We start from the raw sequence: 21,368 nt of genomic DNA, 5'->3' as shown, positions 1-21,368 counted from the left end.
AGCCAGCACAGACGGTGGGTAAAAAGTATCAACGCAAGTAATGAAAACTGGAATTTTCTGCAATTACGAAAATCATCACCAAGATGCTCGTCGTGCCATTTTTGAGCAAGTAACCCTGATCAAACAGGCAGAAAGCTTAGGTTTTGAGGAGGCTTGGGTGAGTGAGCATCATTTTAGTGAATCCAATCTTAGCCCATCCATGTTAGTGTTAATGGCACACTTGGCGGGATTGACTTCAACTATCAAATTAGGCACGGCGGCGGTGTTACTGCCATTTCATAACCCGATTAGGGTAGCAGAGGACATCGCCACTTTGGATAACTTGTGCAATGGACGATTATTATTTGGAGTTGCCAAAGGAGGGCCTTTCCCTCAACAAAACAAGCATTTTGCGACATCAACGAGTGAATCGCGTCCCAAAATGCTAGAGGCGATGGCATTGATTGAGAAGCTTTTATATGAAACTAACGTATCATTTAATGGGCAATTTTATCAATGCGATCGCCTGACAATTTACCCCAAACCATTGCAGCCAAAAATTCCTGTGTATGTTGCCACTGGTGGTGATGATGGTATTGAGTTTGCCGCCAAACATTCCTTTAGTTTGATGGGTGGCCCACCGTTTTCTCTACCGAGATTGAAGAATACCATTGCCAAATATCAAGCATTAAATGCTAGTGGTGCCGAAAACTTAGTGCTGGCACGCTTTTTTTATGTTGGCAAAACAGATCATGAGGCAGTGAGTGAAGCGTTACCTTTTATTCGCCAATTTAGCCAGAAAATGAAAGCTAATTCGGCCCAAGTATTGCAGAAGAGTGCGAATCCCAACCAAAAACCATTCGATCGCACAAACATTTGTTTCGATGAAGACTATTTGATTGAGAACTCAATTATCGGTGATGTGGAGACTTGTCGAGACAAAATCAAAAAATTTCAGGACGAATTAAATTTAGGTACGCTAGCACTCAAACCCTCATCTTTAGATGTACAAAAAAACCTGGAGAGTTTGACGCGCTACAACCAAGAGGTGCGAAATTATGTCGTCTAAATTATACCTGCTGCCTCCCGATGATTTACCTCCACCTGAGGTAACAAGAGAGGATGGAATGTTGCAGATGGAGTTAGAACAGTCCACTGGCAGATGCTTTTATCAAGCTTGCGATCGCATTACGCGAGTGCTGTTATCTAATTGTCAGTGGTATCTGACAACAAATGCCGACATTCTCACATTAATTATTGACTGCCCTGACATAGTATCTTACTGGCATATTGTCAGCAATATTCCCCAGTTAGGTAATCGGTTAGAGCGGTTTTCTACTAACGCCAAAATTCGCGTTTATCCACCATTTGGCAAAGGAACGCCATTTGAAATTGGTGTCCATGAAATCTCGGCTTATCGAGATTGGCTTTGAGGATAAGCATCATATAGTTTATTCACCCTTATCACTATCTCACACCCTGTACTCTTAGAGTGCAGGGTGTTGCAATTTTAGAAGAATTATTTACTTTGATATTTTGGCTTTTTCAAGTTATAAAATTTTTTTATAAAGCTGCGCGAATTTTTTTACTTCTTATTTATTTGCGCTCTTTGCGGTTCGTTTCTTATATCTAGCTTCCTTATGTCCAAACCTGCTGATATTAGCACTAAACGCCTAATCAGTCTAGCACCCGATAATTGGGTAAAATGGGTAACACAAATTCCCGATGTTATTGTAGGTGAAATTCTCAACTCAGAATTTCAATGGCTGAGTAGACAAAGTGATGTACTCATCCGTGTGGAGAGTCCAGAGTACGGAAAATTTCTCATTGTCAATGAATTACAACTGCGCTATAAACCCGAAATGCCACGACGAATGCGTGCTTATACAGCGCTGGCTGAAGAAAAATATAATTTACCTACCTATCCAGTATTAATTAACATTCTCAAAGGAACTAACACAGAAATACCTACAACATACACATCAAATGTTGCAGGCTTAAAAGCAACTCAAGATTATCGGGTAATTAACCTCTGGGAAGTTGATGTAAATACTGTATTTGAGACACCATTACCATCCTTAATTCCCTTTGTACCCATCCTCAAAGGTGGCGATAACGAAGTTATAATTCGAGAAGCATTGCAAGTTCTGCGTGCGGATGAACAATTAAATCAACTTGAAACAGTTTTGGCATTTTTTGCTACGTTTGTAATAGAGAGTGCCCTAGTCCAAGAAATCATGAGGTGGGATATGGCTGTGTTGCGTGAGTCGCCTTGGTATCAAGAAATTTTACGTGAAGGAGAAGCACGTGGAGAAGCACGCGGAGAAGCACGGGGACGACGAGAGGAATTATATTCAGGTATTGAATTAGCACTAGAAATTAAATTTGGGACTCCTGGCTTAGATTTAATGCCAATCATTTACCAAATCACAGATTTACAGCGATTAAAAGTAATTCAGCAGGCGATTAAAACCCTAAATACAGTTGAAGAATTACAGCGAATTTGTGATTAATTTGCTAGTTAAAAAAGCTGGTGGTTCATTTTGTAATTCCAGCAAAAATGTTCAGGCGTAGCATTCACGCAGTAATTACCGTTGACACATTTTTTATCTTTTCAGTTACCCATTTATACCAATTATCTAACCCTATACCAGTAGTTGTAGAAACTTGAAAAATCTGAATTTGCGGATTAACTTGCTTAGCATATTCTATGCATTTTTGCACATCAAATTGCACGTAAGGTAGCAAATCAATTTTAGTCAAAATCATGATGTCACTAGCGCGGAACATGTGGGGATATTTTATCGGCTTATCTTCACCTTCCGTGACAGAAAGGATTACTACTTTAAAAAGTTCTCCTAAATCAAATAAAGCTGGACAAACCAAATTTCCCACATTTTCAATCATTACAACTGAATTCAACGGTGGATTTAGTTGTTGTAAACCCCTGTCTATCATTGATGCATCTAAATGACAGCCTGTTCCAGTGTTAATTTGGATGACTTTACAACCTGTTTCTTGAATTTTTTTAGCATCGTTAGTAGTTTCTTGGTCGCCTTCAATGACGCTAATAGATAATTGATGCTTTAAATCATTGATAGTGCGAGTTAAAAGAGTTGTTTTCCCAGCACCAGGAGAACTCATTAAATTTAAAGCAAGAATATTTCGACCTTTAAACCATCCTCGATTTTGGGCTGCTATTAAATTATTTTTTGCTAATATATCCTGTTCTAATGATATAGTTGTGCCATGTATTTTAGCATGAACTTGAGATGCTTCGGTGTGGGTATCATGACTGTGGGAGTGGGTAATCACGGTGCCATCAGCTAAAGTATGAGTATGGTGATGGTGATTGTGTTCAGCTTCACTCACTTCCAAATTTGTAATTTTGGTTTCGCCATCATCAGAACAACCGCAGGTTACACACATAATTCCTCTATTTCGATTTCTTTAATTTTGAGTTCTTCACCAGATATTAAATCTAATTTGACGCTACCGCAGTTACAGATACCAAATGGTTTATCTAAATAAATTTCTGCACCGCATTGCTGACATCGCGCTAAACCAGGAATTTCTAAAATTTCTAATGTCGCCCCTTGTAAAACTGTACCTTGAGTGCAAATATCAAAACAAAATAGGATAGCGTCGGGCATAATAGCTGAAAGTTTGCCAATTTCTAATACAACTCGTTGTACTTTTGCACCTTTGGCGTGTTCAACTACAATTGCGACAATATTTTGGGTAATTCCTAATTCATGCATATAAAAATATCTTAAATATTAACAAATTCTTGGTAATTGGTCGCCTACTAACATATCAACAATACGTTCAGCACCAAAAATTGTTTTTAAGAATACAATACCTGGAGGTGAGGTAATAACTTCACCAATAATACAAGCATCTTTTCCTGCTGGGTGGGATTTCATGGCTGATAAAATAGATTCAGCATGTTCTCTTTTTGCAACTACAACTAACTTACCTTCGTTAGCTAAATACAATGGGTCTAAACCCAATATTTCGCAAAAGCCTTTCACTTCTTCACGCACTGGAATAGATTCTTCATAGAGGCGAATTCCCACATCAGAAGTGAGAGCAAATTCATTTAAAACTGTTGCCAAGCCTCCACGTGTCACATCTCGCATTGCATGAATTTGGGGACAGATATTGAGGATACTTGCTACCAAATCATGTAACGGCTGACAGTCACTTTCAATATTAGTTTCTAAAGCTAATTCTCCACGTGCAATTAAAATTGCTGCCCCATGATTGCCTAATTCACCATTAATAATTACAGCATCCCCAGGTTGAATATTCTGGGCAGAAATGTTAACTCCTCGTGGAATGATACCAATACCAGCAGTATTAATAAACAGTTTATCAGCAGCACCACGATGTACAACTTTTGTGTCACCAGTGACAATTTGAATACCAGCTTTTGTTGCGGCTGCTTTCATGCTGGCTACGACACGTCGCAAAGTTTCTACTGGTAATCCTTCTTCTAAAATAACGCTACAAGTTAGATATAAGGGTTTAGCACCACTGACGGCTAAATCATTAACTGTGCCGTTGATGGCTAATTCTCCGATATCACTACCGGGAAAAAATAAAGGGTCTACAACATAGGAATCAGTGGTAAAAGCGAGTCTGTCTCCTTGTTGTAAAAGAGGGGCTAAGTTGAAGGTTGCTTGGTCTTCTAATTGGGAGAGAATTGGGTTATCAAAAGTATGAACAAAGATATCGTCAATTAAATCGCGCATGGCTTTACCACCGCTACCATGTGCGAGAGTTATATGAGTGTCTTGGATTTTATGGCGATGGCGGAAAAGAGGGTTTTTTATTTGGTTATTGGGGGGGAAGTGCATTTATTTAAGGTGGATTTTTAAGGGAATATCACGCAGAGGCGCAGAGGCGCAGAGAGGAATGAGAGGAGAATTGGGGAGTTTTATCTACCTTTTTCTTCGTGTCTACCACTATGTTTGTCAGAATGTAGTTGTCCTCCAACTGCCCAATTTTCACGTTCAAATTCGTCGATGTGAATAGTTATCCATTCTGGTTTGGAATTCAAAGTGGCAACAAGGGCATCGGTGATGGCTTTAACTAGTTGACGCTTTTTTTCGATGGAGTGTCCTTTGGCAATTTGAACTGTAATAAATGGCATGGAAGTTATCCTCTAATGGTGTAGTTGTAGAATATAAACTCCTAGTCTAAAGAGAAACCACAGGCGGGTAGAGGTTCTTGTGTGATGGTTACTTTTGGTTTTTCAGCTATTATTTTTTTAGCCATAGTAGAGAGTCGTCCATATTTGTAATATGCTGCACAAGCACCTTCAGAAGATACCATGCAAGTACCAATGGGTGTTTGGGGTGTGCAAGCTGTCCCGAATACTTTGCATTCCCAAGGTTTTAATACTCCTTTGAGAATTTCTCCACATTTACAAGCTTTATGGTCGGCTACTTTGAGATTAGGAATGGTAAATTTAAGTTCGGCATCAAATTGAGCGTATTCAGGTTGAATTTTTAATCCGGAATAGGGAATATCGCCCAAGCCGCGCCAATCGAAACTCTCTCGCACAGCAAATACTTTATTGATGGCTTCTAGTGCTACTTTATTCCCGGCTTTTTGGACAATTCGATTATATTGGTTTTCGACTTGGCAACGATTTTCTACTAGCTGCTGCAACAGCATCCAAATTGATTGGAGAATATCTATAGGTTCAAATCCTGAAACGACAATTGGCTTATTATATTGTTGGGAAATAAATTCATAAGGCTCAGTACCAATTACCATGCTGACATGACCAGGGCCAACAAATCCATCAAGTTGTAAATCGGGATTATCTAATAGTGCTTTGAGGGCGGGAATCACAAGGACGTGATTGCAAAACATACTGAAGTTAGGAATTTCTTCAGCTGCGGCTTGCAGGATGGTAAAGGCGGTGCTGGGGGCTGTGGTTTCAAAGCCTAAGGCGAAGAAAACTACTTGTTTGTTGGGGTTATCTTTGGCAATTTGCAGACTATCTAGGGGAGAGTACACCATACGGATGTCTGCGCCTTGTGCCCTGGCTTGCAGTAAGCTTGTTTTGGAACCAGGAACCCGCATGGCATCGCCAAAGGTGGCAAAGATAACGTTAGAATTTTGAGAGATGGCGATCGCATCATCTAATCTCCCCTTTGGCATAACACATACTGGACAACCAGGCCCATGAATTAGTTCAATACGATCGGGTAAAATTTCTTCAATGCCATATTTAAATATAGAATGGGTATGCCCGCCGCACACTTCCATAATTTTGATAGGTTTTTCTAGTCCGTCGCATAATTTTGCAATTTCCCGACGTAAGGCTTCTGCTTTTTCTCTTTCGCGGAATTCATCAACGTATTTCATATTTAGTGATTGGGGATTGGGTAATGGGGATTGGGGATTGGGATTGAGGATTGGGCATTCAGAAAACTTTTTTCTAGTCCCCAGTCCCTAATCACCAGTCCCCAGTCCCTTTATTATTTCGCTGCTGCTAATTCTTGCAACAACTCTAATGTTTCTGCTGCTTCCTCTTCGTTAATTCGATTCATCGCAAAGCCAACATGCACTAATACCCAATCTCCAATACAAGCTTCAGGTGGATGTTGTTCATCCACAATACAAGCAATATTGACTTCGCGCTTAACTCCACCAACATTAACAATAGCTAATTTATGATTAACGTTGGTAATTTCTATAATTTGACCGGGAATTCCTAAACACATTTTTCTCTTCTTTGCGCCTTTGCGCCTTTGCGTGAAATAAATTTATCTTCTTAATTGTGCAGCCGTAATAACTGCTTGCCCTAAAGATAACCCGCCATCATTAGCTGGAACTAAGCTATGAGTCAATACATTTATTCCCAATGTTTCCAAAGATTTACTAACTTCCTCTAAAAATATACAATTTTGAAATACTCCTCCTGTTAAAACAACCTGATGAATCAGATTTTCTTGACAAAGACGTTTAACCATCTCCACAATCGCATGAGCTAAACCTTTGTGAAATTTAGCAGCTATAATTTGTTGTGGAATCTCTTGCTGCAAGTCATGGAGTAAAGCTTGCCACATTGGACGTGAGTCTATACAATAAATACTATCTGAAAAGCTAAATTCAAAAGGATATATTAGCATTTCTTTATCATTATTTAAGCTATTAACATTGACTAGAGCTTCCATTGCGATCGCAGCTTGTCCTTCATAGCTACATTCATCTCTATAAATACCGATAGCTGCTGCCACCGCATCGAACAACCTCCCCACTGAGGAAGTTGGAGGAGAGTGAATTCCTTTATCAATGAGTTGATTAAGTAGCTTTATTGGCTTGTTTTTCAAAAAATTAACTATTTCTAAATCAGCATATTTTTCTTCGCAATCACCCCAAAGATTAGAGGCTATTAATTGGGCATAAGTATTACGCCAAGGCTGATATATTGCTTTTTCACCACCAATCATTCCCACTGGTTTAAATGTTGCTAGTCGCTGAAATTTTCGGTAATCTGCTAAAAGAAATTCTCCGCCCCAGAGTGTACCATCTTCGCCATAACCCAAACCATCTAAAGCAATACCTAATACTGGAGGCGAATCTAAAGGAATGTTATTTTCCGCCATGCAAGCGGCAATGTGGGCGTGATGATGTTGAATTGGGTTAATTGTAATTTTGTTTATATCTGCAAGTTCTTTACCAAACTTGCTTGATAAATATTCAGGATGTTTATCGATGGCAATTACTTCTGCTTTGTGTTCAAATAAATTCAAGTATAAACTTAAAGTTTCTCGATAACTCTGAAAAGCCGCAGCATTTTCTAAATTTCCCAGATGTTGTGAAACAATTGCTTCTTTTTCTCGCAATAAACAGAAGGTATTTTTTAACTCACTACCCATTGCTAAAATTTGCGGCACATCCTCAAATCCTGGTGGTAAACTAATCGCTGCTGGTGCATATCCTCTAGCACGCCGAATTGTTTGAACTTTCTCGCCAACAACCCGCACCACCGAATCATCTACCCGATTAATAATGTCCCGATTATGGAGAATAAAATAATCAGCTATTGTCCCTAATTTTTCCCTTGCTTCATCATTATCAATACATTGCGGTTCATCAGCAATATTGCCACTAGTTAAAACAATTGGACGATTCATCCGCCGCAAAATTAAATGATGTAACGGCGTATAAGGTAGCATAAAACCAAGGGTATTTTGTCCTGGCGCCACTGAAACTGCAATATTAAAATTCGCAGAATGTGAAAGTTTTTCCTCCACCTCTATTCCCACTGCTTTCTTCCGTAATAAAACAATCGGTGCAGCAGGACTTGTTAATAATTCTTTTTCCTTAACATTTACAGTACAATATTGTTCAATTACTTCAATATCCCGCGCCATTAAAGCAAAGGGTTTATGATAGCGATTTTTGCGATATCGCAATTTTTCCACAGCAACTTCCACAGTTGCATCGCAAGCTAAATGAAAACCACCTAACCCTTTAATTGCGACAATTTCACCTTTTTGCAATAGGGTACAAACGGCATCAACATCATCTAACATCGAGAACATAGAAGCAGTAACCGCTTTCCCATCAGCGCGTTCTAACCAAGCTGAAGCACCGCAAGCATGACAAGCTACAGGTTGGGCATGAAAACGGCGATTTTCGACATCGTGGTATTCCTTCGCACATTCGGAACACATGACAAACGCAGACATACTGGTATTGCATCTGTCATAAGGAATGGCACGAATAATACTCAAGCGAGGGCCACAATGAGTACAGTTAGTAAAAGGGTAACGATAAAAGCGGCTAAAAGGGTCGAATATTTCTTTTTGACATTGTGGACAAGTTGCTGCATCAGGGGCAATTTGTGTTTTAATTGCACTATTTACGGTACTAGAAATCACAAAATCATCAATGTTCAATTTACCTGCGTAAGGAGTTCTTATAAGTTCATTAATTTTTGCTAACGGTGGACATTCTGTTTGTAATTTAGCAACAAATTCAGTTATTGCTTCTTCACTACCAGATACGCGAATTAAAACACCTTCACCATCATTACAAACATCTCCACCCAAACCGCAAACTTTAGCAAGACGATATACAGTAGGGCGAAATCCTACTCCTTGAACAGTACCGCGAACTCTAATTTCTTCAGACACCATATAAATTTGACTTGCAAAAATTACGAATTACGAATTACGAATTACGAATTATTAAACTGCCACAGCAAAATTCGATTATTTCCAGAATCAGCTATTACTGCCGTCTTGCCACAAATTTTTATGCCGTAACACCAATTGAAACTATCTCGTTTTGGTAATCCAAAATTCCGATTTTCACCTTTACTTTGAAAATTCATTTGTCCGGTAATGGCATCTGCCGTTGCACCTTGCAGTGATAAAATTGATTCTGGCTTTCTCCATCCTAACAGCCGAGAATTTGCAGTATCCGCAACTACTAACCACTCCCCAGCTATTCCAACACCATAAGGCATACTCAAGCTACTAGCATTAGGATAATAAACCCCTTGATTCATTTCCACACAATTAAAGTTTTTTTGCCCTAAAACCACTGCACAAGGAGTATTATTTTCCGTGGGTATTCCTTGCCAAATCATGACACGGTTATTGCCCGCATCGCTGACAACCAGATTTTCTCCCCAAAAAGTGATGTCGTGACACCAACGCATACTCGCTGCGGTTGGAGAACCACCGCCATTTTCATTGCGAGATATCATATCTGGTTGTCCCAAAACTAAATCAGCAGGTTGCCCATTTTCTGTTGGTAATTGATGCCAAATTAATACCCTGCGATTTCCTGTATCAGCAACAAATAGCTGTCCTTGATGATATAAAACACCATAAGGCCAATGCATTGTACTGGCAGATGCTTGTTGAGTTCCCCTATTTGGTTCGTTATCAATAAAATTAACTTGTCCTAATACCAAATCTGCTGGTACATTACTATCCTGTGGTAAATTTTTCCAAATTAAAACTCTATGATTCCAAGCATCTGCCACAGCTAAACCTTCGCCACAACTACAAATACCAGTTGGTACATTTAAAGTACTTCTTCCAATTGTACCTTTAGCATTTTGTCCTTCATGATAAAAGTCAGGTTGCCCAATTACCCAATCAGCTGCTTGACTATCTTGAGTAGGTAAATTCCGCCATCCCAATAATCGATGATGTCCTGTATCTGACACCCACAATAGCCCATTTGAAAACAAACAAGCACCACGAGGCCCAAACATTGTAGTCGGACTGGGTGCTACAGGTATCACTAATTGTTCTGCTTGAATAATATTACCTAAAATTACCTCTGCACCCTGAGATGAAAAAGGTAAGCTTTGAGGAATTGCTGTTGCTTCTGGCGGTAATTGTGATATGGGATGAATTGTAATTGGGATATCCATGAACCGCAAATAGAGGCTGATAAATATTTAAAAACATTAATCCTTAACAGCATGTAACAACAGTAACATTATGAGGTTTTTGATATAAAATAATCAATGAACTTTTTACAAAAGTCTTTCTTTGAGTTCTCCTTTCTGCGCCTCTGCGTGAGAAAAAAATTGATAAATGCGATCGCAGGTATAATTCAGTTCACAGTCAAGAGTAAAAATTTTCGGTTTTTGACTCTTGACTTTTGAATTATTTCAACCTCTACGAACAAAAATATGACACTTGAGTAAGTCCCATATATGTCAAAATTTTTGCAGTTTCACAAAGACCTTATCACCTTTAATCTTTACTGGATATGACTGAAGCGAAACATCAGGTGCAGTTAAACATTCACCCCTCTCTAAATTGTACTGAAATCCGTGGTAAGGACAAGTAAGAATACCATTTTCAACCTTACCATCTTCCAAAGGATTGCCTAGATGAGCGCAAGCATTACGGTAACAAGTAAACTTAACACCTTGGCGATGTAAAATTAGCGAAGTACCAGCAAGTTGTACTGCTAACACACCTAATTCAGGAACTTGTTCGAGAGTTGCTACTTTTATCCAAGTAGAAGTTAATCGCCCAGAAAATGGACTGATTAAACTAGAATTTGCAGTATTAACAGTAGAGTTATGATTGACAGCGATAACCTTGGTGATTTCAGGACAATGGTTTTTAATTGCTTGTTCTACTCCCTGAGATAAAGTTAAAGTAGAAGCTGGACAACTGCTGCAAGTTCCTATTAACCTAACTTCTACTGTATCTGGTGGTTTAATTTCCACTAATTCTATATCCCCGTTATGGCTTTTTAGCCCTGGGCGAACTTCTTCAAGGGCTGTCTGAATGCGCTCCGCTAGTGGTGGTTTTGGTGGTTTAACTAATTCGTGATAAAGCAATACTGCATATACTACTTCATCACTAACAGCATGACGCAAAGCTGGCATTGATTCTTGTTTTAGGTTTTTAATCAAATTAGTCAATGCTGCTTTGTGCAAAGCTTCAATTGCTCTTTTTAAGCCTACTGCTACACACCGTTGGCTTTCATCCCACTCGGATATAATTGCCTCAAAGCGGTTAATTTCCTGAACTAATTCTTCAAGGTTGGACATGGAATTTTAGATTTTGGATTTTGGATTTTGGATTGAACAATCTAAAATTGCAAACCCAATTTTGGGCGTAGGGCATTGGTTATTTTAAAATGACCAATGACCAATGACAATTCACTTCATTTTGAAATCTTTGAGGAGAAATGGCATAATCATGCCTGTCACTAAGCTAGATAATGTTACTGGTAAGCAGAAGGGAATTTCGGCTTGTGCAAATAACACTAGCAGTAGCGAACCTACAGCAGTAGCAATAGCAGTTCGCTGGATAAAATATATGGGGTCGCGCAGTAGCTTTCCCTTGAAAAACAACTTGGCAGAAAACCACCCAATTTCTAACATGTTTACTCCTAATAATTTGTCAATAAATTTAGTATGACTAACCCTAAAATAATGGCGGGAATTACGCCAGCAGGAGCAAATAAGGCACCAAGCATTGCTGAGAACTGATAACCTATATCTTTTCCAGCTAATAGCATCCCGCCAATCGCACCGCCAATCATAGATAAGACTGTTGCCGTGACTAGCCAAACTAATCCTGTTGCTATGTTCAGATCACCTGCTGCTAAACTTGTGAGAAAATCTCTGATAGTCTGGCTTGTCAAAATTTCTTGCATTCTCTGTTTTTCTCCTTAATTAAGTTAGGGGAGTGGGGAGATGAGGGGGATGAGGGAGATGAGGGAGTGTGAGGAGATTATAAAAAGCTTCTCACCTTTCCCTCCCGCCCAATGCCCCATGCCCCATGCCCTATTCCCTATTCCCTATTTCCTATTCCCTATTCCCTATTTCTAATTCCAAGTCTTGTAACGCTTTAGTTACTATTTCTGCTTGTTCCATCTGTTCAGATTTGGCAAATATTTCTAAAGCTTGTTGATAGTATGCACGCGCTTGTAAGAGATTTTTAGGATTACCAGCTTCTGGTTTTTCTGGATCGTCGGGTAAGTTGAATAAGGCGTTGGCTTTGTTGGAAATTGTGTTAGCGTACTCTAAGGGTGTATCTTTGGAGTTACGGACTTTTAGGGCTTCGTCATAAGCTACGATCGCTCTTAAGTTATTCTCCACAGGATGGGAACTCACTAAATATTGCAAAGCGTTACCCAAATTATTTTGCAACATCGCATATTCTCTGGGATGATCAATCAGATTAATATGCTTTAGCGCCACCTCAAATGATTGCACTGCTAGCCCTTGACGCAAGTATTCCCGTTCCGATGCTAAGGGCATGGAAAGATAAGCGATCGCAATATTGTTGTATAAAATGGCATATTCTTGCGGGTAATCCTGCCATGTAAATACCCGCAAAGCCTCATGATAAGCTTGGATACTATCAGTTATCCGCGCTAAATTATACGGTACAAGTGACTGTAAGACCAGCCCAAAATTCATCTGTGTCTCTGCCACTTCCTCCGGCGAAGCTAATTGTTGTAAAATCGGTAGCGCTTCTTCATAACCGATTTTCGCTTGCAGCAGCAGTTGTGTGCTAACATCCGGTATTGCCTGTAACGTTCCTGACATCCCCACTTGCGCCCTGGCTTTTAATAGGGGGAACTCCTCACCACACATCTCATAAGCCCGGTAATACAAGCTAACTGCATTCCGCAAATCTTGGGCTGTTTTGGGCTTTTTTTGAAAGCCTTGGGCGATCTCAATCAGCATTTGGATTTTTTCATCTGCTGAGGCTGACTCCGATGCAACAGCCGCGATCGCAGCCTTCACTGCTGAATCTGTAATGCTAGGGGTCATAACTCTGCCGTACTCTAGCCAATTGGGTATTGAGTCTCTTGACACCCACGAATGATTAAGACGCCCTTTGGCATCTCATCACGGGCCATACTGATTTACGCAGGCTTCGAGTCCTTTTGGCGGAATTCCCCTTTAGGGATTAGGGACTGGGGACTGGTGACTGGGGATTAGGGAAAAGTTTTCCCAGCACCCAGTACCCAATCTCCAATACCTAATCTCCAATCCCTAAAATATAAAACACCCTATTTCTCAAATTCTAGGGGGAAATTGCCAATATTAATGTCAGCTTTAAACACCTGATATTTTCAAAATACTTTTTGTATCATCACCTAACACAATCCAAATATTCTTTATGGAATTCTTGACATACATATATGCAATATCTTTATAGGCAACTTTTATGACATTGGATAATGCACTACGACCAAATAAAAATAGAATCAAGGCATTAATTATCAAAGTGATTCGATGCCAAATTTGAGTTAGCGATGTCTACGACGGGCTACGCCTACGCAGATGAACACCGAGGTGTAAAATATGTTTATCAATTGTAGAACAAGCTCCCTTGAAAACAGACAGTATCTTTTATCGCATCTTCCAAAGTATCCCCAGCACTTTCTTTGAACTGATTAACCAACCAGCACAATTAGCTAGTGCTTATCAATTTTCCTCAGTGGAAGTCAAACAACTGGCATTTAGAATCGATGGCGTATTCCTGCCAAATACACCAGACTTACCGATTTATTTTGCCGAAGTCCAATTTCAACCAGACAAAAAATTATACTCATGTTTATTCACCGAAATCTTTAACTATCTCGACAAAACCGAATTAACTAACAATTGGCGTGGTGTTGTCATCTTCCCGAACCGCAGCGTTGATACTGGAAATACCGAAAGATATACAGAAATACTCAACTCACAACGAGTGACTCTCGTCTATCTTGACGAATTAAGCTCAATAGAAGCATCATCAATCGGCATACAAACAGTTAAGCTGATCGTTGAACCTGAATCAACTGCGACAACAAAAGCTATAGAAATAGTCAACAGTGCCCGACAGCAAATCCCAGATGTCGCTACTATTAGGGAAATTATACAATTGATAGAGACGATATTAATTTACAAGTTGCCGCGATTGACCCAGGAGGAGATAGGAAAAATGTTTGGATTAAATGAGTTAAAGCAAACTAGATTTTACCAAGATGTTTTTGCAGAAGGTAAACAAGAAGGCAAACAAGAAGGTAGAGAAGAAGGTAGACAAGAAGGTAGACAAGAAGGTAGACAAGAAGGTAAACAAGAAGGTAAGTTAGAAACGATACCTCAGTTATTAGGGCTGGGTTTAAGTATTGAGCAGATAGCTCAAGTGTTAGGTTTGGACGAACAACTTGTTAGACAAGCTGCACAACCAAAATCTTAAAACAATAGGGTGCGCGAAGGCTTAACAGTGCCTTGAATAGAGACGATATTAATCTACAAGTTCCTGCAATTGAGCTAGGAGGAGATCGGAAAAATGTTTGAATTAAATGACTTGAGGCAAACTAGATTTTTCCAAGATGTTTTTGAAGAAGGTAAAAAAGAAGGTAAGCAAGAAGTTTTTGAAGAAGCTAAGCAAGAAGGTAAGTTAGAAACGATACCCCAGTTATTAGCGTTTGGGTTCAGTATTGAGCAGATAGCTCAAGCCTTAGGCTTGGACGAACAAGTTGTTAGGCAAGCTGCACAACCAAAATCTTAAAACAACTAATATATAGCTGAGCTACGGTGTACACACAAGTCGAATTACCCCCCTCAATCCCCCCTTGGAAAGGGGGGAAGCCGGAAATCCAGTTCCCTCCCCAATCCATCGGGGAGGGTTAGGGTGGGGTAAAATCCAGGTTTTTAAGCTGCTTCAAACTTGTGTGTACACCGTAGCCCCTTGGTAAGGGGAGGGGCGATGTACGCCCCTAGCTATGTATCTGTATCAGGTATTTCGTGAAATGGTATTAAAATACTCATACTTTCGCACGGATTGATAATTGGCAGTAATTGTTATTAATAATTTCATATTTTTAACCGCAATAAGTTAGGCAATGTTAGGTTGTTTAATGCCAGGAGTGAAAACCAAAAAGCAATTTTATTTTTACTATTTTTATTTCTTCAATATGTTACATATATAACAGATATGTCCCTTTAAAATAATCTTAATTAAATCTCAGTTATTGTTAATAATTAATTCTTTTTTAATGAAAGTGAATTAAAGAAAAAACTATCTTAGTATTAAAAAACAAATATTGATAAGCAGGTGAGACTTTACAAGCATTATCACCTACATCATGCATGGGAAACAATAGAAAATACATAGCCTATGACTAACGTACTATGGCTACAAGGTGGTGCTTGTTCAGGCAACACCATGTCATTTCTCAACGCCGAAGAACCGACGGTCTGCGATTTAATTGCCGACTTTGGCATCAAGATACTTTGGCATCCATCCTTAGGATTGGAATTAGGCGATAACTTACAAGCACTGCTGCGGGATTGCATTTCTGGCACAATTCCCCTAGATATTTTGGTATTTGAAGGCAGCGTTGTCAACGCGCCCAATGGCACTGGCGAATGGAATCGGTTTGCCGATCGCCCCATGAAAGATTGGTTAGCAGATCTGGCCAAAGTTGCCCAATTTATCGTCGCTGTGGGCGACTGTGCCACCTGGGGAGGAATTCCCGCCATGTCACCCAACCCCAGCGAATCGGAAGGCTTGCAGTATCTCAAGCGTCAAGAAGGTGGCTTTTTAGGCAAAGATTTCGTCTCCCAAGCCGGATTACCAGTAATTAACATACCTGGATGTCCCGCACATCCCGATTGGATTACGCAGATATTAGTGGCGATCGCCACCGGACGCATCGCCGACATAGCTTTGGATGAACTGCATCGTCCTCAAACCTTCTTCAACACCTACACCCAAACAGGTTGTACCCGCAACGTCCACTTTGCCTACAAAGCATCAACCGCCGAATTTGGTCAGCGTAAAGGCTGCCTATTTTATGATTTGGGTTGTCGCGGTCCCATGACCCATTCCTCCTGCAACCGCATCCTATGGAATCGCGTCTCCTCCAAAACCCGCGCCGGAATGCCTTGTTTAGGTTGCACAGAACCAGAATTTCCCTTTTTTGACCTCAAACCAGGAACCGTATTTAAAACCCAAACAGTCATGGGGGTTCCTAAAGAATTACCGCCAGGAGTCAACAAAAAAGACTACGCCTTACTCACAATGGTGGCAAAAGATGCAGCACCACCTTGGGCAGAAGAAGACTTTTTTACAGTTTAGGAAATGGGGACTGGGGACTGGGGACTGGGGACTGGGGACTGGGGAATATATGAATTTCCCCCACTCCCTACTCCCCACTCCCCACTCCCCCTAATAATTAAAGGAGAGGAGAAATGACAATTCAATCATTAGATATATCGCCCGTTGGTAGAGTTGAAGGCGATTTAGATGTGCGAGTTGATATCGAACATGGGCGGGTAGTCAATGCTTGGACTCATGCCGAACTATTTCGCGGATTTGAAGTTATCTTACGCGGTAAAGACCCCCAAGCCGGATTAATTGTCACGCCTCGAATTTGCGGAATTTGCGGTGGTTCTCACTTAACTTGTGCATCTTGGGCATTAGATACAGCTTGGGAAACAGAAGTTCCACGCAATGCAATTTTGGCCAGAAATCTCGGTCAAATTGTGGAAACAATCCAAAGTATTCCTCGTTATTTTTATGGATTGTTTGCCATTGACTTAACTAATAAAAAATACCGCCATAGTCGCTTTTATGACGAAGCTACCAGACGCTTTGCTGCCTTCACTGGTAAATCTTACGAATTAGGCATAACAATTTCCGCCAAACCTGTAGAAATTTATGCACTATTGGGCGGACAATGGCCCCACAGCAGTTATATGGTGCCCGGTGGTGTGATGTGCGCCCCCACACTCACAGACATTACCCGCGCTTGGGCAATTCTGGAATATTTCCGCACCAATTGGTTAGAACCAGTGTGGTTGGGTTGTTCTTTAGAACGGTACGAAGAAATCCAAAGTTATGATGACTTTTTAGACTGGTTGGATGAAGACCGCAATCATCGAGAATCCGACTTGGGTTTTTATTGGCGCATGGGTTTAGACATCGGTTTAGATAGATATGGTGCTGGTGTTGGTAAATATGTCACTTGGGGATATTTAGCCCATGAAGATAAATACCAAAAGCCGACCATTGAAGGACGAAACGCGGCGATGATTATGAAAAGTGGAGTGTATGACAGCTTCGCAGACACTCACACCTTAATGGATCAGTCCTTTACCCGCGAGAATACGACTCACTCCTGGTACGATGAAGGGACAGCGGATATTCATCCTGGCGATCGCACCACTAAACCCACTGCAAATAATACCAAAGACTTTGATAACGCTTATTCTTGGGCAAGTGCCGTCCTCCACAAAGACTTCGGGCGTTTAGAAGCCGGTCCCTTAGCGCGTCAATTAGTCGCAGGTGGCAAACACGGCGAATCTTGGCAACACTACGACCCCTTCATCCTCGATGTCTTCAAGCGGATGGGTGGTGCTAGTATTCATGTGCGTCAATTAGCACGAGTTCACGAAATTGTCAAGTTATATCGCCAAGCCGAACACTGTTTACGCGAATTTAAATTAAACGACCCTTGGTATATCAAACCCAAAGAAAAAGATGGCAAGGGTTGGGGTGCAACGGAAGCAGCGCGGGGTTCTTTGTGTCATTGGGTGGAAGTAGAGGGCGGTAAGATTAAAAATTACCAAGTGATTGCGCCTGGTACTTGGAATATTGGCCCTCGTGACGGTGAAGGAATCCGTGGTCCCATTGAAGAAGCTTTAATTGGCACACCCATTTACGATTCTAGCGATCCGGTGGAAGTTGGTCATGTGGCGCGATCGTTTGATTCTTGTTTAGTGTGTACAGTCCATGCCCATGATGCCAAAACTGGTGAGGAACTAGCGCGTTTTCGGACTGCTTAATTGGTTATCGGGTGCATTAGTCGTACTAACAGCTAGTCCGTCCGCTCTAATCCTCTGTTAGAGCGGGAGTAACACTTATGTGCTGTGTACCATTGCAGGAGGTTTGATTCTTTGACAAATCAGCTTGTGTTCGCGATCCTTTTGCATACAAGTTGACTTGCTCTTGGGAGTGCATCTGATTGGAATCATAGAAATAGCCAGTGGAAGTTTCTTGCTCTCGTTCAACTTTCCAAACACGTGTATTGGTTATGTAATCGGGCTTCTCTTTGAAAGGTGTAACGAAGGCAGGGCAAAACCATTGCAGCCGATTATTAGGTTGAGCGCCAAAGTTTCCATTATCCAAAGCAATAATGTGAGCGCATTTATGCCCACCTTCGCCCGCTTCTTCAGAATCTTCATTGCCATACCAGTCGAGTGTAAACATATACTGTCCACCTTCCCAAGCTCCATCTTTCAGATGAACTTTAACTCTACTTTCAGCCAGTCGATCAAATTTGGTACAGGTGATCTCATAACTAAAACAGTCCCAAAACTGCAAGTAATCAACTGGCATTGAAGACGCATTTATTTTGTGACATAGAGCATTTATTGGTAAACGCCAGATCACAGCGCCATTATCAGTCAGGACATGAAAACCAAGTGCCCTGCCAGAAATTGAGGAAACTCCAAATACGCAAACTTGAATGAACTCATTGTGATGTGCGCTACCATCGTAGAGAAACTCTTTGCGAAGGTAGCAGTAAAACCGAGGAATATTAACATTTAAAGTTGCCATAGGTCGCCATTTTTCCAAGATACCAGCCTTGCAATTATTCCCACCTTTCAATGCAGTCTAACGGTAATTACCATTGGCGGCAGACAACAACGAAATGAACAAGAATTGCCAATCTGTGCGTAGGGGTAGCCCGTCGTAGACATCGCGCTCCACAGCTATTTTCAGGTAAATAGACTACGCGGTAAGGGCACAGCATTGCTGTGCCCCTACGACAGATTCAGAAAGCCAGCCCCCAAATTTGATTAAATTAAAGTTGACAAACTACTACTCTCTAGTCAGAAACTCAATCTTGGGTTTTATTTTCCAATTAGATTGGAGGTAAACCAATATAGAGGTATTAACAAATACAGCAGCTATAAATCAATTGTAAGAAACTAATAATGGTGTGAATACAACTAAGTATTGGGTGCAATATGTGGATGCGTTCGCTAACTGAATTTATCAATTCTCTTCGATAAATTCATTAAATAAAACGCGCACTTACAGACAAAATTATTAGGTAATTCAAATGTCTTACAATTCAGAAGATGTGCAAAAAATCCTGGAAATAGCACTCACTGATCGACAAGAAGGTGAATTTTCACGAGAACAGCTTCTAGAAATGGCCTCCGAGTTAGGTATTTCTGCTAATACTTTGGAAAAGACTGAACAAAAGTGGTTAGTTCAACAAGAGGAAGAACTTGTGCGAGGCATATTTAATACTTTACGACGCAGAGACTTTTGGAAACACTTTATTTCCTTCATAGCAGTGAATTTATTTCTAATACTGCTGAATTTAATCACTAGTCCTAGTTATTTTTGGTCTATCTTCCCAGTATTAGGATGGGGGTTAGGACTGTTTTTTCATTGGTGGAATGTTTATCAGACTAAAACAGAGGATGACTAGATAGCTTTTGAGAAATGGCGCACATAAACTTAACTGTCTAGCGGTTTAACTATTAATTCGACAGTTGTAGCGTAACACACTAAAACTTCTAGAAACAGTGCGTTAGGCTTGGCTTAATGCATTTGCATAAAACAGCAATTTACACGGTGAGCTTGTGTCTGATTTAGCGCTACATAATTATCTCCCTCGCGTTTCCGATGCAGCATTGCAAGAATTCATAGAATGGTGTGTTTTAGAACAGGCAAAAGCCGCAGAATGTAACTTTACTCCAGATAAAAGTAAGTTAGCTAATTTGCCACCAGCAGATTATATTCCCAAGCTTGTGGATCAGTTTATGAAAGTTAAACCAGATCCAATTAAAGCAGGTTTAGTAGCAGCGATCGCTGGTAAGGAAGCTGACAAACATGGTTTATCAGGTTTAGCTGTCGCAGCTGATTTTGTGTCACTTTATGTGAAGTATTTAATTCCTAAAGAAGGCACAACTCCAGAAGACGCACAAACAATATTAACTAAAGCATCACAACATCAGTTGGAAAAACTTACTGAAATTTCCAAAAAACATGGTGTAGAGTTTTAGTTTTCGGCTGATAATTTTTTTGAGAGGCTTTGTCTGTATTACTAGTCAAAGCCTCTAGTGTAACTGTGTATTTTATGGTAATAACTCGAAGTAATTACAGTGTCTTGGACGAACAAGCTCAAAGTCACGACGATCTAGTGTCAAAATGCGAGTGATGTTGTTTCTTTCTGCAAATGTAATAATTGCTGCATCTGTAAAATCAAGCTGGCTGTCAGAGTACTTTTCCAGAATTTCATTAATCCGCTCTAAGTCTTCTGGTAGGAGTGATTTTAGTTGAATATCTTTGGCTGCTGCAAGTTCAATCAAAAAACGGCGCATTACTTGATGTCCAAGTCTTGACGAAATCAGGTAACAAACTTCGGGAAGGACAACAGTAAGTAAAATTAATGGCTCACTGAGCGTTTTAGCAAGATTAACAACACGACAGTGATTGCGGTCGCTCTTGTCAGTAAGTGCAAACAAAAAGCTGGTATCTAAAATTGCTGTCATCTGGGATTATCTGATTTGATACCCCAACCACGCAGAGGATCGATCTCGTCTTTTAAAATATCTTCATCCCGTTCTGAAATATCAGTTTCACCAGAAGTTCCCAATCCTGCAATAGACATCAAAAAAGAAGATTTATGATTATGTAATTCTCTTGGTTTTGTTAATTTGTAACGAAGATAGTCAACAAAGTTTGCAAGTTCAATTAATGTTTCATCTGGTAGAGCATTAACCGCCTCAATCAATTTGAGCCTATCTGTAGATAAATTACTCATCTGCTTTAAATATTGAAATAAGTGCTTTTAACTATTTTATCTTAGAATTGATGGTTTCAAGCTAGTGGCAAAGACCATCG

At 40.2% G+C, this 21,368-nt stretch carries 24 protein-coding genes; 9 read left to right on the top strand and 15 right to left on the bottom strand.

Annotated features, from left to right (window positions below; genetic code table 11):
• Positions 1-40: 40 nt before the first annotated feature.
• From IQ276_RS06430 to IQ276_RS06420, 3 genes are all read left to right on the top strand, one after another.
• On the top strand, positions 41-1,048 hold the full coding sequence (locus IQ276_RS06430; RefSeq protein ID WP_193917961.1) for an LLM class flavin-dependent oxidoreductase: 1,008 nt from the start codon (positions 41-43) through the stop codon (positions 1,046-1,048).
• Positions 1,038-1,412, top strand: coding sequence for a hypothetical protein (locus tag IQ276_RS06425; protein ID WP_190877277.1), 375 nt, complete (start codon positions 1,038-1,040; stop codon positions 1,410-1,412). The genes IQ276_RS06430 and IQ276_RS06425 overlap by 11 nt, the downstream gene beginning before the upstream one ends.
• Positions 1,413-1,619: 207 nt before the next feature.
• On the top strand, positions 1,620-2,492 hold the full coding sequence (locus IQ276_RS06420) for an RpnC/YadD family protein (RefSeq protein ID WP_193917959.1): 873 nt from the start codon (positions 1,620-1,622) through the stop codon (positions 2,490-2,492).
• 64 nt (positions 2,493-2,556) lie between these two features.
• Here IQ276_RS06420 and hypB read toward each other — a convergent pair whose 3' ends face one another.
• The 12 genes from hypB to IQ276_RS06360 all read right to left on the bottom strand — a co-directional run bounded on the left by hypB (position 2,557) and on the right by IQ276_RS06360 (position 13,276).
• The gene (hypB, locus tag IQ276_RS06415) at positions 2,557-3,408 is read right to left on the bottom strand and encodes a hydrogenase nickel incorporation protein HypB (protein WP_190877281.1); all 852 of its coding nucleotides are present in this window, start codon (positions 3,406-3,408) and stop codon (positions 2,557-2,559) included.
• Positions 3,399-3,740 carry a hydrogenase maturation nickel metallochaperone HypA gene (gene hypA / locus IQ276_RS06410; RefSeq protein ID WP_193917958.1) on the bottom strand — a complete coding sequence of 114 codons (342 nt, stop codon included), beginning with the start codon at positions 3,738-3,740 and terminating at the stop codon, positions 3,399-3,401. Before hypA ends, hypB begins: the two co-directional genes overlap by 10 nt.
• Positions 3,741-3,758: 18 nt before the next feature.
• Positions 3,759-4,841 (bottom strand): hydrogenase expression/formation protein HypE, encoded by a 1,083-nt coding sequence (gene hypE, locus IQ276_RS06405; RefSeq protein WP_193917956.1) that lies wholly within the window; start codon positions 4,839-4,841, stop codon positions 3,759-3,761.
• An 80-nt stretch (positions 4,842-4,921) separates the two neighbouring features.
• The gene (locus IQ276_RS06400; RefSeq protein ID WP_096534655.1) at positions 4,922-5,137 is read right to left on the bottom strand and encodes a tautomerase family protein; all 216 of its coding nucleotides are present in this window, start codon (positions 5,135-5,137) and stop codon (positions 4,922-4,924) included.
• Between the two features lie 41 nt (positions 5,138-5,178).
• The gene (gene hypD / locus IQ276_RS06395; protein ID WP_193917953.1) at positions 5,179-6,363 is read right to left on the bottom strand and encodes a hydrogenase formation protein HypD; all 1,185 of its coding nucleotides are present in this window, start codon (positions 6,361-6,363) and stop codon (positions 5,179-5,181) included.
• A 113-nt stretch (positions 6,364-6,476) separates the two neighbouring features.
• Entirely contained in the window at positions 6,477-6,722 is a 246-nt protein-coding gene (locus IQ276_RS06390) for a HypC/HybG/HupF family hydrogenase formation chaperone (protein ID WP_193921933.1), read from the bottom strand.
• Between the two features lie 42 nt (positions 6,723-6,764).
• Positions 6,765-9,146: a carbamoyltransferase HypF gene (gene hypF, locus IQ276_RS06385; RefSeq protein ID WP_193921931.1), complete on the bottom strand. Its 2,382-nt coding sequence runs from the start codon at positions 9,144-9,146 to the stop codon at positions 6,765-6,767.
• Between the two features lie 41 nt (positions 9,147-9,187).
• On the bottom strand, positions 9,188-10,399 hold the full coding sequence (locus IQ276_RS06380; RefSeq protein ID WP_193921929.1) for an NHL repeat-containing protein: 1,212 nt from the start codon (positions 10,397-10,399) through the stop codon (positions 9,188-9,190).
• Positions 10,400-10,690: 291 nt separating this feature from the next.
• Positions 10,691-11,539, bottom strand: coding sequence for a NifU family protein (locus tag IQ276_RS06375; RefSeq protein ID WP_193921927.1), 849 nt, complete (start codon positions 11,537-11,539; stop codon positions 10,691-10,693).
• 111 nt (positions 11,540-11,650) lie between these two features.
• Complete coding sequence (locus IQ276_RS06370; RefSeq protein WP_193921925.1) at positions 11,651-11,875, bottom strand: hypothetical protein; 225 nt, start codon at positions 11,873-11,875, stop codon at positions 11,651-11,653.
• An 8-nt stretch (positions 11,876-11,883) separates the two neighbouring features.
• The gene (locus IQ276_RS06365) at positions 11,884-12,150 is read right to left on the bottom strand and encodes an asr0689 family protein (RefSeq protein ID WP_193921923.1); all 267 of its coding nucleotides are present in this window, start codon (positions 12,148-12,150) and stop codon (positions 11,884-11,886) included.
• Between the two features lie 151 nt (positions 12,151-12,301).
• A complete protein-coding gene (locus tag IQ276_RS06360) occupies positions 12,302-13,276 on the bottom strand; it encodes a tetratricopeptide repeat protein (protein ID WP_193924834.1) in 975 nt (324 codons plus the stop codon).
• 565 nt (positions 13,277-13,841) lie between these two features.
• On the opposite strand from IQ276_RS06360, the gene IQ276_RS06355 reads away from it, so the two are divergent.
• The 4 genes from IQ276_RS06355 (at position 13,842) to IQ276_RS06340 (ending at position 18,289) form a co-directional block, all read left to right on the top strand.
• Positions 13,842-14,693 (top strand): Rpn family recombination-promoting nuclease/putative transposase, encoded by an 852-nt coding sequence (locus IQ276_RS06355; protein WP_193924836.1) that lies wholly within the window; start codon positions 13,842-13,844, stop codon positions 14,691-14,693.
• A 93-nt stretch (positions 14,694-14,786) separates the two neighbouring features.
• On the top strand, positions 14,787-15,008 hold the full coding sequence (locus tag IQ276_RS06350; RefSeq protein ID WP_193924838.1) for an RpnC/YadD family protein: 222 nt from the start codon (positions 14,787-14,789) through the stop codon (positions 15,006-15,008).
• A 609-nt stretch (positions 15,009-15,617) separates the two neighbouring features.
• Entirely contained in the window at positions 15,618-16,580 is a 963-nt protein-coding gene (locus tag IQ276_RS06345) for a hydrogenase small subunit (protein ID WP_190883131.1), read from the top strand.
• 113 nt (positions 16,581-16,693) lie between these two features.
• Positions 16,694-18,289 carry a nickel-dependent hydrogenase large subunit gene (locus tag IQ276_RS06340; protein WP_235115483.1) on the top strand — a complete coding sequence of 532 codons (1,596 nt, stop codon included), beginning with the start codon at positions 16,694-16,696 and terminating at the stop codon, positions 18,287-18,289.
• A gap of 46 nt (positions 18,290-18,335) precedes the next feature.
• Here IQ276_RS06340 and IQ276_RS06335 read toward each other — a convergent pair whose 3' ends face one another.
• A complete protein-coding gene (locus IQ276_RS06335; protein WP_193921264.1) occupies positions 18,336-19,064 on the bottom strand; it encodes a hypothetical protein in 729 nt (242 codons plus the stop codon).
• A 508-nt stretch (positions 19,065-19,572) separates the two neighbouring features.
• Here IQ276_RS06335 and IQ276_RS06330 point away from each other — a divergent pair.
• Entirely contained in the window at positions 19,573-19,950 is a 378-nt protein-coding gene (locus IQ276_RS06330) for a 2TM domain-containing protein (protein WP_193921266.1), read from the top strand.
• A gap of 154 nt (positions 19,951-20,104) precedes the next feature.
• Complete coding sequence (locus IQ276_RS06325; protein ID WP_193921268.1) at positions 20,105-20,527, top strand: hypothetical protein; 423 nt, start codon at positions 20,105-20,107, stop codon at positions 20,525-20,527.
• Between the two features lie 72 nt (positions 20,528-20,599).
• On the opposite strand, the gene IQ276_RS06320 is transcribed toward IQ276_RS06325, so the two are convergent.
• Positions 20,600-21,016, bottom strand: coding sequence for a type II toxin-antitoxin system VapC family toxin (locus IQ276_RS06320; protein WP_193921276.1), 417 nt, complete (start codon positions 21,014-21,016; stop codon positions 20,600-20,602).
• Positions 21,013-21,288 carry a hypothetical protein gene (locus IQ276_RS06315; RefSeq protein ID WP_193921278.1) on the bottom strand — a complete coding sequence of 92 codons (276 nt, stop codon included), beginning with the start codon at positions 21,286-21,288 and terminating at the stop codon, positions 21,013-21,015. The genes IQ276_RS06320 and IQ276_RS06315 overlap by 4 nt, the downstream gene beginning before the upstream one ends.
• Between the last annotated feature and the right edge of the window lie 80 nt (positions 21,289-21,368).

The sequence above is a fragment of the Desmonostoc muscorum LEGE 12446 genome (assembly GCF_015207005.2).
GTDB lineage: Bacteria > Cyanobacteriota > Cyanobacteriia > Cyanobacteriales > Nostocaceae > Nostoc > Nostoc muscorum.
Note: the sequence above shows the minus strand (reverse complement) of the source record. Positions and strands in the feature narration are given on the sequence as shown.

Excerpts from the sequence above, each read along its gene's own strand:
- IQ276_RS06430 (WP_193917961.1), top strand. The coding sequence starts at position 41 with ATGAAAACTGGAATTTTCTGCAATTACGAAAATCATCACCAAGATGCT.
- IQ276_RS06425 (WP_190877277.1), top strand. The coding sequence starts at position 1,038 with ATGTCGTCTAAATTATACCTGCTGCCTCCCGATGATTTACCTCCACCT.
- IQ276_RS06420 (WP_193917959.1), top strand. The coding sequence starts at position 1,620 with ATGTCCAAACCTGCTGATATTAGCACTAAACGCCTAATCAGTCTAGCA.
- hypB (WP_190877281.1), bottom strand. The coding sequence starts at position 3,408 with ATGTGTGTAACCTGCGGTTGTTCTGATGATGGCGAAACCAAAATTACA.
- hypA (WP_193917958.1), bottom strand. The coding sequence starts at position 3,740 with ATGCATGAATTAGGAATTACCCAAAATATTGTCGCAATTGTAGTTGAA.
- hypE (WP_193917956.1), bottom strand. The coding sequence starts at position 4,841 with ATGCACTTCCCCCCCAATAACCAAATAAAAAACCCTCTTTTCCGCCAT.
- IQ276_RS06400 (WP_096534655.1), bottom strand. The coding sequence starts at position 5,137 with ATGCCATTTATTACAGTTCAAATTGCCAAAGGACACTCCATCGAAAAA.
- hypD (WP_193917953.1), bottom strand. The coding sequence starts at position 6,363 with ATGAAATACGTTGATGAATTCCGCGAAAGAGAAAAAGCAGAAGCCTTA.
- IQ276_RS06390 (WP_193921933.1), bottom strand. The coding sequence starts at position 6,722 with ATGTGTTTAGGAATTCCCGGTCAAATTATAGAAATTACCAACGTTAAT.
- hypF (WP_193921931.1), bottom strand. The coding sequence starts at position 9,146 with ATGGTGTCTGAAGAAATTAGAGTTCGCGGTACTGTTCAAGGAGTAGGA.
- IQ276_RS06380 (WP_193921929.1), bottom strand. The coding sequence starts at position 10,399 with ATGGATATCCCAATTACAATTCATCCCATATCACAATTACCGCCAGAA.
- IQ276_RS06375 (WP_193921927.1), bottom strand. The coding sequence starts at position 11,539 with ATGTCCAACCTTGAAGAATTAGTTCAGGAAATTAACCGCTTTGAGGCA.
- IQ276_RS06370 (WP_193921925.1), bottom strand. The coding sequence starts at position 11,875 with ATGTTAGAAATTGGGTGGTTTTCTGCCAAGTTGTTTTTCAAGGGAAAG.
- IQ276_RS06365 (WP_193921923.1), bottom strand. The coding sequence starts at position 12,150 with ATGCAAGAAATTTTGACAAGCCAGACTATCAGAGATTTTCTCACAAGT.
- IQ276_RS06360 (WP_193924834.1), bottom strand. The coding sequence starts at position 13,276 with ATGACCCCTAGCATTACAGATTCAGCAGTGAAGGCTGCGATCGCGGCT.
- IQ276_RS06350 (WP_193924838.1), top strand. The coding sequence starts at position 14,787 with ATGTTTGAATTAAATGACTTGAGGCAAACTAGATTTTTCCAAGATGTT.
- IQ276_RS06345 (WP_190883131.1), top strand. The coding sequence starts at position 15,618 with ATGACTAACGTACTATGGCTACAAGGTGGTGCTTGTTCAGGCAACACC.
- IQ276_RS06340 (WP_235115483.1), top strand. The coding sequence starts at position 16,694 with ATGACAATTCAATCATTAGATATATCGCCCGTTGGTAGAGTTGAAGGC.
- IQ276_RS06335 (WP_193921264.1), bottom strand. The coding sequence starts at position 19,064 with ATGGCAACTTTAAATGTTAATATTCCTCGGTTTTACTGCTACCTTCGC.
- IQ276_RS06330 (WP_193921266.1), top strand. The coding sequence starts at position 19,573 with ATGTCTTACAATTCAGAAGATGTGCAAAAAATCCTGGAAATAGCACTC.
- IQ276_RS06320 (WP_193921276.1), bottom strand. The coding sequence starts at position 21,016 with ATGACAGCAATTTTAGATACCAGCTTTTTGTTTGCACTTACTGACAAG.
- IQ276_RS06315 (WP_193921278.1), bottom strand. The coding sequence starts at position 21,288 with ATGAGTAATTTATCTACAGATAGGCTCAAATTGATTGAGGCGGTTAAT.